This window comes from Pseudomonas sp. F220, from assembly GCF_057813935.1.
Map to the genome: position 1 here is coordinate 97253 of NZ_JBVASJ010000011.1, position 15040 is coordinate 112292.

The window sequence follows — 15040 nt, forward strand, 5'->3', positions numbered from 1 at the left end:
ATGAACTGGCGAGCGAGTTATCTCTTGGCCTGTTGGTTGCCGCTGGCGGCGCAGGCCATCGAGGTCGATCCGGGCAAGGACCCGGTGCCCTCGGTGATGTGGGCCTTCTATCACAAGCAGATGCTTGACGATGGGCCGTTCGTGTTCGATGACCGGGTCAAGTTGCTGGCGCCGCCGTTCGCCGAGGATGCCCGGCAGGTGCCGCTGGAAATCGACGCTCGGGCGTTCAAGGGTGAGGTGGTGAAGATCCTCGCCTGGGCCGAGCTCAATCCGTTGCCGAAGATCGTCGACTTCCAGCCAGGAGAGCGGGTACTGCCCTGGCTGTCGATCCGCATCCGTATCGAACAAGCCACGCCGTTGCGTGCGGCGGTGCTGACCCGGGACGGGCTCTGGCATGTCGGCTCGACCCTGATCGACGCCGCTGGCGGTGGCTGCACCGCACCCAGTGTGGTGCGCACTCAACCGGGCTGGGAAGAGCATATCGGCGAAGTCCTAGGCGGGCGTTATCCGCGCGGCGAGTTCAGTCGCTTGCGGGTGCAGGTGGCGCACCCGATGGATAACGGCATGGTCAGCGGGATTCCTGAGTTCTTCCTCAACCATGCCGAGTTGCGCGACGAGGCCGGCAAGGTGCTGGCCACTCTTGAACTGTTCCCGGCCGTCAGCGAAAACCCGAACCTGACATTCGACATCGAGGGGGCAGGGCAGACCCGTCTGCTGCTGCGCGATAACAGCGGCAATGAATTCGATGCGGCCATTCCCTGAAAAGAAGGAGCGCGTCATGCGCTGGATGCTGCTGTTTTGTCTTACGCTGAGCCTGCAGGCCCTGGCGGACTTCGACTATCAACTCAAACCCCGGCAGATTGCCGAAGACACCTGGCTGCTGGAAGGCACTACCGATAATTTTGCCAAGGCCAATGGCGGCAATATCGTCAATACCGCGTTCATTGTCACCGAAAGTGGGGTGGTGGTGATCGATACGGGTCCATCGAAGCGCTATGGCGAGGCTTTGCGTAAAGCGATTGCTACGACCACCGACAAACCGGTGATTCAGGTCTTGTTGACTCACCATCATCCCGATCACGTGCTGGGCAATCAGGCGTTCAGCGATGTGCCGATCGGTGCCTTGGCCGGCACCACCGAGTTGCTGCGTCAGCAAGGCGATGCCATGGCCGAGAACATGTATCGGCTGGTGGGTGACTGGATGCGTGGCACCGAGGTGGTGTTGCCGACCCAGGAGCTAACGCCCGGAACCCTGAACATCGGTGGTCACTCGTTGCGACTGCTGGGGCTACGCGGGCATACCGGCGCCGATTTGGCAATCCTCGATGAGAAAACCGGCGTGCTGTTTGCCGGCGATCTGGTGTTTTATGAGCGGGCCCTGACCACGCCCAATAGCCCGGGATTAGAGGTGTGGCAGGCGGATATCGATCAGCTTGAAGCCTTGCCGTGGAAAATGATCGTACCCGGCCACGGCCCGATCGCGACCGACCATGCACCCTTCGTGCAGATGCGCGACTACCTCGGCTGGCTCGACCAATTGATGCGCGACGGCGCAGCCAACGGCAGCGAAATGGGCGAGATGATCCGCAGCCCGATTCCCGAACGGTTTGCCGGCATCAGCCTGAGCCGCTATGAACTGATCCGCAGCGTCAGCCATTTGTATCCGCGCTATGAGCGTGGGCAGATGAAGCGGGTGGATGACAACTCTCGGTAATGCACCCCTGTAGGAGCGAGCTTGCTCGCGATGGACGTTAACGATAACGCGTGTTTTCTGAATAAACGCGCCGCCCTTGAGTCCATCGCGAGCAAGCTCGCTCCTACAGGTCTTCCATTGGGTTCCTTGTACCAAGGAACTAGAAAACTCAGCACTGCGGGTAATTGTTGCCAGGGCGGCGGCGGCCAAGAATCTGCACCAGACCGGGATAATTTCCCGGGTATAACAAAAACCGCAGAGGTAGCCGTCATGACCCAATCCGCACGTCGCCAACCCTTCGCCTTGAGCGTGCTGCTCAGCGCCATGCTGTTGTCCGGCTCGGCCCTGGCCGCAGTCACCGATCAAGACATTCTCCAGGACCCGAAAAACCCTGAGCAGATCGTCACCAACGGCCTGGGTGTCCAGGGCCAGCGCTACAGCCCGTTGGACACCCTCAATGTCAACAATGTGAAAGAGTTGCGACCGGTCTGGGCCTTTTCCTTCGGTGGTGAGAAACAACGCGGCCAGCAAGCGCAGCCGATGATCAAGGACGGCGTGATGTACATGACCGGTTCTTACTCGCGGGTGTTCGCGGTGGATGCGCGCACCGGCAAAAAGCTCTGGCAATACGATGCACGCCTGCCCGATGACATCCGCCCTTGCTGTGACGTGATCAACCGCGGCGTCGCACTGTATGGCGATCTGGTGTTTTTCGGCACCCTCGACGCCAAGCTCGTGGCCCTGAACAAGGACACCGGCAAGGTGGTCTGGAGCAAGCAAGTCGCCGACCACAAAGAAGGCTACTCCATCAGTGCCGCGCCACTGGTGGTCAACGGCAAACTGATTACCGGGGTTGCCGGCGGTGAGTTCGGTGTGGTCGGCAAGATCTCGGCCTATGACCCGAAAAACGGCGATTTGCTCTGGACCCGGCCGACAGTGGAAGGCCACATGGGCTACGTCTACAAGGACGGCAAGGCCATCGAGAACGGTATTTCCGGCGGTGAGGCGGGCAAGACCTGGCCGGGCGATCTCTGGAAAACCGGCGGTGCTGCACCTTGGCTGGGTGGCTACTACGACCCGGAAACCAACCTGTTGCTGTTCGGCACCGGCAACCCGGCCCCCTGGAACTCGCACCTGCGCCCTGGCGATAACCTCTACTCCTCGTCGCGTCTGGCCCTGAACCCGGACGACGGCACCATCAAATGGCACTTCCAGAGCACCCCTCACGACGGCTGGGACTATGACGGCGTCAACGAGCTGGTGTCCTTCAACTACACCGAAGGCGGCAAAGAGATCAAAGCGGCAGCGACCGCCGACCGTAACGGTTTCTTCTACGTGCTCGATCGTACCAACGGCAAGTTCATCCGTGGTTTTCCGTTTGTAGACAAGATCACCTGGGCCTCTGGTCTGGATAAAGAGGGTCGTCCGATCTACAACGAGGCCAGTCGCCCCGGTGCACCAGGCACCGAAGCCAAGGGCAGTTCGGTGTTCGTCGCGCCAGCCTTCCTCGGGGCGAAGAACTGGATGCCGATGGCCTATAACAAGGACACCGGTCTGTTCTATGTACCGTCCAATGAATGGGGCATGGACATCTGGAACGAAGGCATCGCCTACAAGAAAGGCGCGGCGTTCCTCGGTGCCGGTTTCACCATCAAACCGTTGAACGAAGACTACATCGGCGTCCTGCGCGCCATCGACCCGAAAACCGGCAAGGAAGTCTGGCGCCACAAGAACTACGCGCCGCTCTGGGGCGGCGTGCTGACCACCAAGGGCAATTTGGTCTTCACCGGTACACCAGAAGGTTTCCTGCAAGCCTTTAACGCCAAGACCGGCGAGAAAGTCTGGGAATTCCAGACCGGCTCCGGTGTGCTCGGCTCGCCCGTCACCTGGGAAATGGACGGCGAACAGTACGTCTCGGTGCTCTCTGGCTGGGGCGGTGCCGTACCGCTGTGGGGCGGCGAAGTGGCCAAACGCATCAAAGACTTCAACCAGGGCGGCATGCTCTGGACCTTCAAATTGCCCAAAGACCTGGTAGTGGCCAAGCATTGATCTGTGGGAGCGGGCTTGCTCGCGAAGAGGGCCTCACATTCAACAAATGTGTTGCCTGCCACACCGCTTTCGCGAGCAAGTCGGATCGCCGCACCGCCGCTCCCACATAAGTTTGTGCAAAAACTACTACCTAATCATCGCCTGTCTGCCCGACAGGCATCGACCCAAGCAGAGGCCCACCATGATTTACGCTCAACCCGGAACACCAGGCGCCGTCGTGTCTTTCAAACCGCGTTACGGCAACTTCATTGGCGGTGAGTTCGTTGCACCGATCAATGGCGAATACTTCACCAACACCTCTCCGGTGACGGGTGAAGTGATTGCCGAATTCCCTCGTTCCACCGCTGCCGATATCGACAAGGCACTGGACGCCGCCCATGCCGCAGCCGATGCCTGGGGTAAAACTTCGGCCCAGGACCGCTCACTGGTGCTGCTGAAAATCGCCGACCGCATCGAACAGAATCTGGAAATCCTGGCGGTCACCGAAACCTGGGACAACGGCAAGGCCGTACGTGAAACCCTTAACGCAGACGTGCCGCTGGCCGCTGACCATTTCCGTTATTTCGCTGGCTGCATCCGCGCGCAGGAAGGCGGCTCCGCCGAGATCAACGAACTGACGGCCGCCTACCACTTCCACGAACCGCTGGGCGTGGTCGGGCAGATCATTCCGTGGAACTTCCCACTGCTGATGGCCGCCTGGAAACTCGCCCCGGCACTGGCGGCCGGCAACTGTGTGGTGCTCAAGCCAGCCGAGCAGACGCCGCTGTCGATCATGGTGTTCGCCGAGTTGATCGCTGATTTGCTGCCAGCCGGCGTATTGAACATCGTCCAGGGTTTCGGCCGCGAAGCCGGTGAAGCCCTGGCCACCAGCAAACGCATCGCCAAGATCGCCTTTACTGGCTCCACACCGGTGGGCGCGCACATCATGCATTGCGCCGCCGAGAACATCATTCCGAGTACCGTAGAGCTGGGCGGCAAGTCGCCAAACATCTTCTTCGAAGACATCATGAACGCCGAGCCGCAGTTCATCGAGAAAGCCGCCGAAGGTCTGGTGCTGGCGTTCTTCAACCAGGGCGAAGTCTGCACCTGCCCCTCGCGAGCGCTGGTGCAGGAGTCGATCTACGAGCCGTTCATGGCCGAGGTGATGAAGAAGATCGTCAAGATCAAACGCGGCAACCCGTTGGACACCGAAACCATGGTCGGTGCCCAGGCGTCCGAACAGCAATACGACAAGATCCTGTCCTACCTGAAAATTGCTCAGGAGGAGGGCGCTGAACTGCTCACCGGTGGTGCTGCCGAGCGACTTGAGGGCGACTTGTCCAGCGGCTATTACATCCAGCCGACCCTGCTCAAGGGCCACAACAAAATGCGCGTGTTCCAGGAAGAGATCTTCGGCCCGGTGGTTGGTGTGACGACCTTCAAGGACGAAGCAGAAGCCCTGGCGATTGCCAACGACAGCGAATTCGGCCTTGGCGCCGGTCTCTGGACCCGTGACATCAACCGCGCCTACCGCATGGGCCGGGCGATCAAGGCCGGACGTGTCTGGACCAACTGCTACCACCTGTACCCGGCCCACGCCGCATTCGGTGGCTACAAAAAGTCCGGCGTCGGCCGCGAGAACCACAAAATGATGCTCGACCACTACCAGCAGACCAAAAACCTGCTGGTGAGCTATGACATCAACCCGTTGGGGTTCTTCTGATCTAGCAGACACCCCTGTAGGAGCGAGCTCGCTCGCGATGGACGTTAACGATAACGCGTGCTGTCTGAATGAATGCGTCGTCCTCAGGTTCATCGCGAGCAATCGAGCGTCGACCGGCTGCTCCTACAGGAGGCAAGCCCGCGAATGGGGCTTGCCTGACACCCTGCCGACACCCCCTACCAACGCACCCCGCAATCTCCTTCCAAAGTAGCATTCGGTCGCGCCACACCTCCGTGTATTAATGCTTCTACCGGAATTGCCCGGCATAAGAAGAGGCTTGACCCATGTGGACTAAACCCGCGTTTACCGATCTGCGTATTGGCTTCGAAGTGACCATGTATTTCGCCAGCCGTTGATTGTCTTCCCGGCCAATCCTTGCATTGGCCGGGGCCTCCACCCTGGAGCATTGCCCCATGCACATCCGGATTCTTGGCTCCGCCGCCGGCGGTGGTTTCCCGCAATGGAACTGCAACTGCCGCAATTGCGCGGGCGTACGTAACGCCAGCGTGCGGGCGCAACGGCGTACACAGTCTTCGATTGCCCTGAGCGATAACGGCGTGGACTGGATTCTGTGCAACGCTTCGCCGGACATCCGCGCTCAGCTTGAGTCATTCCCACCGCTGCAACCGGCCCGCCAGTTGCGCGATACGGCGATTGCCGGGGTGATCCTGCTGGACAGCCAGATCGACCATTGCACCGGTTTGCTAAGCCTGCGCGAAGGTTGCCCGCATCAGGTCTGGTGTACCGAGAGGGTCCATCAGGACCTGAGCAGCGGTTTTCCATTGTTCAATATGCTGAGTCACTGGAACGGCGGGCTGAAGTGGCAGCCCATCGGATTGAGCGATGAGCCGTTCAGCATTCCGGCCTGTAGCCACCTGCGGTTGCGGGCTATTGCGTTACGCAGCAGCGCACCGCCGTATTCACCCCATCGCGGCAACCCGCAGCCGGGTGACAACATCGGGTTGTTCGTCGAAGACCTGCGCAACGGTGCCAGCCTGTTCTATGCGCCGGGGCTCGGCCAGGTTGACGACCATTTGCTCGACTGGATGCACCGCGCCGACTGCCTGTTGGTGGACGGCACCCTCTGGCGCGACGATGAAATGCGTGTCTGCGAAGTGGGCGATAAGCTCGGCAGCGAAATGGGTCATCTGCCGCAAAGCGGTCCCGGCGGCATGATCGAAGTGCTTGAGGGTTTCCCCGAGCAGCGCAAGATTCTCATCCATATCAACAACACCAACCCGATCCTCGACGAAGAGTCGTCCGAGCGGGCGTTGTTGGAACGGCGCGGCATTGAAGTGGCGTTCGATGGGATGGATATCGACCTGTAATCCCTGTGGGAGCGGGCTCGCTCCTACACCGGCATTGGGGTTTGCCCGCGAAAGCGGCATGACAGGCTACCCATTGGTCTCATTGCATTCGTAACAAGATGCTTTAGGCTGGCTTTCATCTCTAAAACAATAAAAAGGCTTTCCAATGAGCCAAAACCTCAGCCAGCTGCGTAAATTCGTTTCTCCTGAAATCATCTTTGGCGCTGGTTGCCGGCATAACGTCGGCAACTACGCAAAAACCTTCGGTGCACGCAAGGTCCTGGTGGTCAGTGATCCCGGGGTGATTGCCGCCGGTTGGGTCGCCGATGTCGAAGCCAGTCTGCAGGCCCTGGGTATTGATTACTGCCTCTATAGCGCCGTCTCGCCCAATCCCCGGGTGGAGGAGGTGATGCTCGGCGCCGAGATGTACCGGGAAAATCACTGCGATGTGATCGTCGCCGTCGGCGGCGGCAGCCCGATGGACTGCGGCAAAGGTATCGGCATCGTTGTCGCCCACGGGCGCAGCATCCTTGAGTTCGAGGGCGTGGACACCATTCGGGTGCCGAGCCCGCCGCTGATTTTGATCCCGACCACGGCCGGCACCTCGGCCGACGTCTCGCAATTCGTGATCATTTCCAATCAGCAGGAACGGATGAAGTTTTCCATCGTCAGCAAAGCGGTGGTGCCGGACGTGTCGTTGATCGACCCGGAAACCACCCTGAGCATGGACCCGTTCCTGTCTGCCTGTACCGGGATCGACGCTCTGGTGCATGCCATTGAAGCCTTCGTTTCCACAGGCCACGGGCCGTTGACCGATCCCCATGCGCTGGAAGCGATGCGCCTGATCAACGGCAATCTGGTGCAAATGATCGCCAACCCAACGGATATCGCGCTGCGGGAAAAAATCATGCTCGGCAGCATGCAGGCCGGGCTGGCGTTCTCCAATGCGATTCTGGGTGCGGTGCATGCCATGTCCCACAGCCTGGGCGGGTTTCTTGATCTGCCTCATGGGCTGTGCAACGCAGTGCTGGTCGAGCACGTGGTGGCGTTCAATTACAACTCGGCCCCGGATCGCTTCAAGGTGATTGCCGAGACCTTCGGTATCGACTGTCGCGGCCTCAATCATCGGCAGATCTGTGGCCGACTGGTTGAGCATTTGATCGCCCTCAAGCACTCTATCGGCTTCCATGAAACCCTCGGTTTGCATGGCGTCAGCATGGCCGATATTCCGTTCCTCTCGCAGCACGCCATGCACGACCCGTGCATCCTCACCAACCCGCGCGAGTCGAGCCAGCGTGACGTCGAGGTCGTCTATGGCGAAGCCCTCTGAAGAACAACAGCGTGCTCTGGCCGGGCTATTGGGACTGGGCAGCCATTCGGCGCGCAAGAGCCATTATCCGGAGTTGGCGGCGCGCCTCGATGATCTGGAGACCGAGCGCAACCGCTACAAATGGCTGTTCGAGCATGCGGTACATGGCATTTTCCAGGCCAGCCTGCAAGAAGGGATGCGCGCCGCCAACCCGGCACTGGCGCGGATGCTCGGCTATGAAGATCCTCAAGAAGTGTTGTTTTCCCTCGCTGATCTGGCCGGCAATCTGTTTGTCGGCGGGGCTGTTGAGTTGCAAACGATTGGCGAAAAATTGCAGCTCCAGCGCAGCCTGCTCGGTTATGAAACCCAGCTGCGACGCAAGGACGGCAGTTGTCTCGATGTAGTGATGAACCTGCTGCTAAAGCCCGATCAGGATGGGCTGGTGGAAGGCTTCGTCACCGACATCACCGAACGCAAGCTGGCCCAGCAACGTTTGCAGCAGCTCAATGATGAACTGGAGCAACGGGTCACGGCCCGCACCGATGAATTGCTGGAGGCCAACCGCAACCTGCAACAGCAGATCGCCCAGCGCCAACAGATCGAGCAGGCGTTGCGTGATGCCCGAGACGCGGCCCAGGCCGCCAATCGCAGCAAGGACAAATACCTCGCCGCGGCCAGCCATGACTTGCTGCAGCCACTGAACGCCGCGCGTTTGCTGATCTCCACCTTGCGTGAGCGGAACTTGCCAGACGTCGAACAGGTATTGGTCGAACGCACCCATCAAGCGCTGGAAGGGGCCGAGGACTTGCTCACGGATCTGTTGGATATTTCCAAACTCGATCAGGCTGCGGTCAAACCGGACATCGCGCTCTACCGCCTCGATGAATTGCTCGCGCCGCTGGTCTCGGAGTTCCAGTCGGTCGCCGAGGCGGCCGGTTTGAATCTGCGGGTGCACATGGGCGATTTTGCCGTGCACACCGACCTGCGGCTGATGACGCGGATCATGCGTAACTTCCTCAGCAACGCCTGCCGCTACACCGATCAGGGCAGCATTTTGCTGGGCGCCAGACGGCGGGGGGATTCCCTGCGTCTGGAGGTCTGGGACACCGGGCGTGGTATTGCCGCCGACCGGCTGGATTCAATCTTTCTGGAGTTCAACCAACTGGACGTCGGCCGCGCCTGCGACCGTAAGGGCGTAGGGCTGGGTCTGGCTATCGTCGAGCGCATCGCAAAAATCCTCGGCTATCGGGTCCAGGTTCACTCATTGCCGGGACGCGGTTCGGTGTTCAGCATCGATGTGCCGATCTCCCGCGAAGTGCCGCTGCCGATCAGTCAGGTGGCGCCGCAGCCGGGCACAGGCAACCCCTTGCCGGGCCGACGGTTGCTGGTGCTGGACAACGAATTGAGCATCCTTGAGAGCATGAGCGCGCTGCTCGGGCAGTGGGGCTGTGAGGTGGTGACCGCAACCGACGAGGTCAGCGCACTGCAGGCGTTGCAAGGGCTGGCACCGGAACTGATTCTGGCGGACTTTCATCTGGATCACGGGGTCGTCGGGTGTGATGTGGTCAGGCATCTGCGCGAACATTTTGCTCAGCCTATCCCGGCCGTCATCATCACGGCTGACCGCAGTGATCAGTGCAGGCGCTCCTTGCAAAAGCTGGGCGCCCCGTTACTGAACAAACCCGTGAAGCCCGGCAAATTACGTGCGGTGTTGAGTCAAATGCTGGGTTAGTGCATCTGAGGGGCGCCATCGAAAAAGGAGAGGCTTCGTGGCTAATGCCAGTCAGTTAAGCGAACGCTGACCCTTGTAGGAGCGAGCTTGCTCGCGATGGACGTTAACGATAACGCGTGTTTTCTGGATAAACGCGTCGCCCTCAGGTCCATCGCGAGCAAGCTCGCTCCTACAGATTTCCTTAACTGACTGGCATTGGGCTTCGTGGCTTTGTTGTGGATGTTCTCTCAAACTCTGCTCTGGAGCTGAACACGCAAATCCTGTGAGTTATTTTTAGACAAAGGCATTGGAGGGAACTCATCGTTGAGCAGCTTCAAATGTTCAATGGCTTCCTGGGATTTCAGATCGGCCTTTTTACGGAGTATTTGATACTGCATGAAAATCTCTACATCCAGACTCGTTGTATCCAGCAGATCGTACGCAGCCCTGCTGAGAGTCTGGGCATCTTCGAAAAGCTGATGATTTCGTTCAAACGCTAAATCCCTGCAGGCTTTGTTTGCTGCCACAGTTGAGTATTCCTTCATGGTGTTTTCCCGAATCAGTCCTGGGTTCCTTTGATAGGCATAGTCGCAGGGGAACCAACCCTGGTTCTGTACCGCTGCAGCCCTTATTTGAAGTGGCGCACACGTTAATCTTGTGACTGCTCGATCACTCGAAAATTTCAAATAAATGACGTTAATACATTGATAACTTACGCCGGATTCGTTACCCCAAAAAGTCAGCTAACTTGATCTATGGGGAAGCTTTGCGTGCCTGGCGAACCCGTTTCCGTCGTTCATAATGGGACAGCATGGGCTGAGCGCTGATGCCATGAATCAATATGCTGAGCGCTATGACGGACAACGTCAGGTCCGTGGACAGGGATGCCTGGGAATGTTCGAGACCGTGATTCATTGCGTAAAAGAGATAATAGAGGCTACCGATGCCGCGAATGCCGAACCAGCCAATCAACAGACGCTGGTGCCGGTCAAGCAGTGTGCCCCAGGGTATGAGCAATACACTCAGCGGACGAATCACGCAGAACAACGCAAACCCTGCGGCCAACGCCCGCCAGTCCCAGTGCGCCGCCAGGACAATGCCCAGCAAAGTCACCAGAAACACTTCCATGGCGCGCTCCACCAAGCTGCCAAAATCGAGCATGTCGCCCATCATGATCGCGGCTGCAACCTGGCTGTCCGCAAGGTTCTCAACATCGCCATGAACCGCTTCATCCGGCTTGACGTTGAGATGTCCGACCACCGGTTGAGCCAGATGTTCGGCAGGCGTTTGCGAGCCGCCGCTGGATTTGACTTCAGCCTGTCGCAGGCCTAATCCCGCAGCGAATACCGATAGAAACCCGTAACCGTGAATCGATTCGGCCGCCACATACGCCAGGGCGATCAAAGCCAGGGTCAAATAGTCATTGGGGGAAAGAGTGCTGTCGGCATTTTTGATTCGCATCGACAGGGTGATGCGGCCAATACCTCGGCCCATGCAGTAACCGGTGAGCAAACCAACAGGAACGGCCCAGAGCAGACTGTACAAGGCCCAATCTGCAACCCAGGCGGTACTGCGACCATCCTGTTGCAGGAACAACAAACCAAGGATCACAAACGGAAAGGCGACGCCGTCATTGAGTCCCGACTCGCCCGACAGCCCGAAGCGCACGCGGTCGTAATCCTGCGCGTCGTTGACTTGTACCAGTCCGGCCAGCACCGGGTCCGTTGGTGCGAGGATCGCGCCGATCAGCAGCGCGATGCCCCATGACATTGCGAAGAGAAAATGCAGAACCAGGCAGATGCCGGAAATACTCAGCACCATCACAGGGCCTGCCAATCCGAACGCCACGCGCCACGTTCGGCTTCTGAGTGGCAGGCGCAATTTCAGGCCGCTGACGAATAGCGAAAATAGAACCGCCACTTCCGTCAAATGCTCCATCCAACTGGCGGCCTGGTCGATATTCAGTTGCAACAAACCAAGCCCCAAGGGTCCAATGCCGACACCTAGCAACAGGCAGACAGCAGAGGTCGTCACCGGCATCCAGCGAAGGTAGGAAGAGGTCAGCGCCAGTGTCAACAATACGGCGCCCAAGACAGCGACCCATAAAATGAAACTCATGATCGATTCCCACCGGGTATTCGCCGCCCTTCAAATCACCACTCTTAACCCATCGGCCCACGCAGATATTCAGGCGGCAGCACGTTGGTCCAAAGCACAATCATCGTAACCAGTATCGTGACCAACACCTGTAATCCGACACCCCAGACACTCGCCGAATGGAGCAGGCTGTGTTCCTTCAGGGCCTTTGACGGCCCGAAATGCGACGCTATGAAGTTTGGAGGTTTGGGATGCGCAAGGGGTTCATCTTATTTTCTAACGGCAGAGAGCATTTAATCGCTCCTTTTGTCCGCGACGCTGAACATCTCAGGGGAAAAGTAACTCTCAACTAATAGAGACTTTCGCCAGGAGTGCCATCATGGTCCAACGACGCAGGTACCACCTTTCACAAATATCGCTTCGTCTGATGGCGTTGCGGGCCAATGTTTGCCAGTTCAAACACGATGAGCTGAGCATCCACGTAGCCCTGAACGGTGGACCGGCGCCGGATAGCGAGCAGGCGTTGGCTCACGCGTTTGACGAGATACGGGTATCTATCAATCACACGCAAGAGCTACTCGAAGCCCTGGCCAAGGTGACCGGCGATTCGGAAGTGGTGAGGATGAGCGATGAGCGACGAACGGAAAACCAAAGCGTTGCAAACTGGGTATGAGTTACTTCAATACTGACGTGAGCAACACGCCGGGCTGGCTAGAGCTTAAGGCGTTAGCGGACGCTGCGTATCCACATGCGGCTTCAGGGGCGATTGCCAACAGACTGGATAATCCCGAAGCCTGACCTTAAACAGCAGGCACAAAGACGTCGGCGCTAAACGGCTGTTGCCTTGGCGATCTTTATTGCCCTTGTTAGCCACCAATTCCACCTCCAGCTCTACCTGTCCCGCCACCCGCGCCGCCCGTACCACCGCCCGTGCCAGGTCCGCTGGAAGTGCCCGTACCATTTCTCATTGAGTCAACACCGCTCCTGAAGGCTCCAGAGCTGTTCCCTCTGTTGGATGAACCCGAGACAGCGTTGCTGCCACTGGAGTTTGAACCATTTCCACCGACAGGGCCGCTGGAGTAGGCTCCTGGAGGCATAACGGATCCACTGGCTACCGCTGATTTTGTGCGGATGCCGTCACTGGGAGCGGATCCATCTGCTGCCGCATGCGATGAAATAGAGATAGCTGAAAGCAGCCCCACCAGCAGCAGGGCGCTTGCTTTCTTCGTGATCATGGTACGTCTCCTGTTTTGAGTCGTTACCTGACATTCATGGGTCTACTGGCTAATTTATTTTGTACCGCACGAATGACGAGTCGTATATCGATATTGTCGCTCGTCAATTGGACCGAACACGCGCAAGGTAATCTGTCAGTCACTGAGCACATTGCCAGCTACATTGAGAACGGCATCCGCCATTTGGCGGCCCTGATTAACCCGCGAACAGGAGTACACGATGAAAGTTCTGATGGTATTGACCTCCCACGACCAACTCGGTGACACCGGCGCAAAAACCGGTTTCTGGCTGGAAGAGTTTGCATCTCCTTATTACGTGTTCAAGGATGCCGGGGTCGAGGTATCACTGGCCTCACCCAAGGGCGGCCAACCGCCGCTGGACCCAAAAAGTGATGAGCCAGGTGCTCAGACTGCTGCCACCGAGCGCTTCCGTAAGGACCCTGAGGCCCAGGCTGCTTTGGCAAACACGGCAATCCTCAAAGGGCTAAAAGCCGACAATTACGATGCTGTGTTCTACCCCGGCGGCCATGGTCCACTGTGGGATTTGGCGGAAGACCGCGACTCGATCGCCCTCATCGAGGCATTCGCTGCTGCGTCCAAACCGATTGCTGCGGTTTGCCATGCTCCTGGCGTATTTCGGCACACCAAACGAGCCGACGGCCGGTTTCTGGTGAACGGCAAGAAGGTTACCGGCTTCAGTAACTCTGAAGAAGCGGCGGTTCAATTGACTGACGTGGTGCCGTTTCTGGTGGAGGACATGCTGCAATCCAACGGCGGTATCTACTCGAAAACCGCAGACTGGGAAAGTTACGTCGTGACGGATGGCCTGCTGGTTACAGGGCAAAACCCTGGGTCGTCCGAGGCCACAGCCGAAGCGATACTAAAGCTGATCTGATGGCTGGAGACACAACGGATGATGTTCATGCCATAGCGGTAGCGCTGGTGGAAGAGGGTGGCATTTGCGCGGGTTACTGAGCCACATTTTCCGATTCGGCGTCAGGCTACTCTGGCGTCTCGGTTCTGCGTCAGCCAGTCGATGAACAGCGAAAACAACTCTGCCTGCGAGCTGATTTCCAACTTGGTGTAGAGATTTTTGCGGTGCATGCGCACGGTTTCCGGAGAGATATTGAGTACCCGTGCAGTAGATTTTACCGAGTGGCCACGCAGGATCAGGTGAGCGTTCTCGCGTTCGCGCACGGTCAGCAAGGGGCTGCCAAAATTCATGAAGGCGGCTTCGATCTGCTGGTTGAGGCTGGTCTGCGGGGTAGGCGGCTGCGTGTCCCGGTCAACCTCCGCGAACAGGTGCTGCAGGCCTCCGGTGGTGCCGAAACGACGGAGCAGTTCGCGAACGATCGGTTCTACGGCGCGCATCAGTGTCAGTTGTTGCGCACTGTAGGGTGCAGTGCTCAGGCCCTGGAACATGGACAGCGAAATCTTGCTTTGCGGGTCCAGGTCGACGATGTAGTAGCAGTCTTCCACGGCGCCGCTCTTGAGGTAGTAAGTCTTGTAGTACTCACTGCTGAAAAAGTCATCTGGAGCGATTTCCGAGAGGTGGTAGAAGCCTTCGGCAAGGCCGTTTTCCACGGCCAGACAGAACGGATCAAGCAGGTAACCACGGGAGAAATAGCGGTTGATGATGTCGTCGCGGTGATCGCCCGGGATGCCCCGCTGGTGCAGCAGTTGCGGCGGCAGGCCTTTGCGTTCAAGGCTGATCATCATCGACTCGATGGGCGTCAAGCCGTTGAGTGCAGCCGCCAGATGTTCGAGGAAAGTGGTGTCGTCTATCGCCATGAAGGCCATCGCCAACCCCCCATGCCAGGCCTGCAAAGCCTGGAGTGGGAGCACGGTAGACAGTTCGCTTAGGGTGTCGGTCATGCCCGGCAGTCTACCCGCCGGGCACGTTGCAGGCAAAACGCCGAGAAACCTTTTTTCACCCC

Annotated in this window: 13 protein-coding genes; 10 read left to right on the plus strand and 3 right to left on the minus strand. The window is 58.5% G+C overall.

Annotation, left to right across the window (positions count from 1 at the left end; translation table 11 throughout):
- The 8 genes from ACZYSM_RS12585 (at window position 1) to ACZYSM_RS12620 (ending at window position 9792) form a co-directional block, all read left to right on the plus strand.
- Window positions 1-762: a quinoprotein dehydrogenase-associated SoxYZ-like carrier gene (locus ACZYSM_RS12585; RefSeq protein WP_489071815.1), complete on the plus strand. Its 762-nt coding sequence runs from the start codon at window positions 1-3 to the stop codon at window positions 760-762.
- Window positions 763-778: 16 nt separating this feature from the next.
- A complete protein-coding gene (locus ACZYSM_RS12590) occupies window positions 779-1714 on the plus strand; it encodes a quinoprotein relay system zinc metallohydrolase 1 (RefSeq protein ID WP_489071816.1) in 936 nt (311 codons plus the stop codon).
- Window positions 1715-1963: 249 nt separating this feature from the next.
- Window positions 1964-3742, plus strand: coding sequence for a PQQ-dependent methanol/ethanol family dehydrogenase (locus ACZYSM_RS12595; RefSeq protein WP_489071817.1), 1779 nt, complete (start codon window positions 1964-1966; stop codon window positions 3740-3742).
- Between the two features lie 181 nt (window positions 3743-3923).
- The gene (exaC, locus tag ACZYSM_RS12600; protein WP_489071818.1) at window positions 3924-5444 is read left to right on the plus strand and encodes an acetaldehyde dehydrogenase ExaC; all 1521 of its coding nucleotides are present in this window, start codon (window positions 3924-3926) and stop codon (window positions 5442-5444) included.
- A 284-nt stretch (window positions 5445-5728) separates the two neighbouring features.
- Window positions 5729-5800 carry a pyrroloquinoline quinone precursor peptide PqqA gene (pqqA, locus tag ACZYSM_RS12605; protein ID WP_010209364.1) on the plus strand — a complete coding sequence of 24 codons (72 nt, stop codon included), beginning with the start codon at window positions 5729-5731 and terminating at the stop codon, window positions 5798-5800.
- Window positions 5801-5857: 57 nt separating this feature from the next.
- Window positions 5858-6772: a pyrroloquinoline quinone biosynthesis protein PqqB gene (gene pqqB / locus ACZYSM_RS12610; protein ID WP_489071819.1), complete on the plus strand. Its 915-nt coding sequence runs from the start codon at window positions 5858-5860 to the stop codon at window positions 6770-6772.
- A 145-nt stretch (window positions 6773-6917) separates the two neighbouring features.
- Complete coding sequence (gene ercA / locus ACZYSM_RS12615) at window positions 6918-8081, plus strand: alcohol dehydrogenase-like regulatory protein ErcA (RefSeq protein ID WP_489071820.1); 1164 nt, start codon at window positions 6918-6920, stop codon at window positions 8079-8081.
- Window positions 8065-9792, plus strand: a complete 1728-nt coding sequence (locus ACZYSM_RS12620) for a PAS domain-containing hybrid sensor histidine kinase/response regulator (protein WP_489071821.1) — start codon at window positions 8065-8067, stop codon at window positions 9790-9792. Before ercA ends, ACZYSM_RS12620 begins: the two co-directional genes overlap by 17 nt.
- A gap of 227 nt (window positions 9793-10019) precedes the next feature.
- Here ACZYSM_RS12620 and ACZYSM_RS12625 read toward each other — a convergent pair whose 3' ends face one another.
- Complete coding sequence (locus ACZYSM_RS12625) at window positions 10020-10316, minus strand: hypothetical protein (RefSeq protein ID WP_489071822.1); 297 nt, start codon at window positions 10314-10316, stop codon at window positions 10020-10022.
- A 208-nt stretch (window positions 10317-10524) separates the two neighbouring features.
- A complete protein-coding gene (locus tag ACZYSM_RS12630; protein WP_489071823.1) occupies window positions 10525-11889 on the minus strand; it encodes a cation:proton antiporter in 1365 nt (454 codons plus the stop codon).
- Between the two features lie 358 nt (window positions 11890-12247).
- Between ACZYSM_RS12630 and ACZYSM_RS12635 the strand changes: the two genes are divergently transcribed.
- Together ACZYSM_RS12635 and ACZYSM_RS12640 are read left to right on the plus strand one after the other, a co-directional pair.
- Complete coding sequence (locus ACZYSM_RS12635) at window positions 12248-12541, plus strand: hypothetical protein (RefSeq protein WP_489071824.1); 294 nt, start codon at window positions 12248-12250, stop codon at window positions 12539-12541.
- 782 nt (window positions 12542-13323) lie between these two features.
- Entirely contained in the window at window positions 13324-13998 is a 675-nt protein-coding gene (locus ACZYSM_RS12640; protein ID WP_489071825.1) for a type 1 glutamine amidotransferase domain-containing protein, read from the plus strand.
- A 101-nt stretch (window positions 13999-14099) separates the two neighbouring features.
- Here the strand turns inward: ACZYSM_RS12640 and ACZYSM_RS12645 are convergent, their stop codons facing one another.
- The gene (locus tag ACZYSM_RS12645) at window positions 14100-14978 is read right to left on the minus strand and encodes a response regulator transcription factor (protein ID WP_489071826.1); all 879 of its coding nucleotides are present in this window, start codon (window positions 14976-14978) and stop codon (window positions 14100-14102) included.
- Window positions 14979-15040: the final 62 nt, after the last annotated feature.

What these genes read in the sequence shown, in the direction of transcription:
- ACZYSM_RS12585 (WP_489071815.1), top strand. Translation starts at nt 1, where the DNA reads ATGAACTGGCGAGCGAGTTATCTCTTGGCCTGTTGGTTGCCGCTGGCG.
- ACZYSM_RS12590 (WP_489071816.1), top strand. Translation starts at nt 779, where the DNA reads ATGCGCTGGATGCTGCTGTTTTGTCTTACGCTGAGCCTGCAGGCCCTG.
- ACZYSM_RS12595 (WP_489071817.1), top strand. Translation starts at nt 1,964, where the DNA reads ATGACCCAATCCGCACGTCGCCAACCCTTCGCCTTGAGCGTGCTGCTC.
- exaC (WP_489071818.1), top strand. Translation starts at nt 3,924, where the DNA reads ATGATTTACGCTCAACCCGGAACACCAGGCGCCGTCGTGTCTTTCAAA.
- pqqB (WP_489071819.1), top strand. Translation starts at nt 5,858, where the DNA reads ATGCACATCCGGATTCTTGGCTCCGCCGCCGGCGGTGGTTTCCCGCAA.
- ercA (WP_489071820.1), top strand. Translation starts at nt 6,918, where the DNA reads ATGAGCCAAAACCTCAGCCAGCTGCGTAAATTCGTTTCTCCTGAAATC.
- ACZYSM_RS12620 (WP_489071821.1), top strand. Translation starts at nt 8,065, where the DNA reads ATGGCGAAGCCCTCTGAAGAACAACAGCGTGCTCTGGCCGGGCTATTG.
- ACZYSM_RS12625 (WP_489071822.1), bottom strand. Translation starts at nt 10,316, where the DNA reads ATGAAGGAATACTCAACTGTGGCAGCAAACAAAGCCTGCAGGGATTTA.
- ACZYSM_RS12630 (WP_489071823.1), bottom strand. Translation starts at nt 11,889, where the DNA reads ATGAGTTTCATTTTATGGGTCGCTGTCTTGGGCGCCGTATTGTTGACA.
- ACZYSM_RS12635 (WP_489071824.1), top strand. Translation starts at nt 12,248, where the DNA reads ATGGTCCAACGACGCAGGTACCACCTTTCACAAATATCGCTTCGTCTG.
- ACZYSM_RS12640 (WP_489071825.1), top strand. Translation starts at nt 13,324, where the DNA reads ATGAAAGTTCTGATGGTATTGACCTCCCACGACCAACTCGGTGACACC.
- ACZYSM_RS12645 (WP_489071826.1), bottom strand. Translation starts at nt 14,978, where the DNA reads ATGACCGACACCCTAAGCGAACTGTCTACCGTGCTCCCACTCCAGGCT.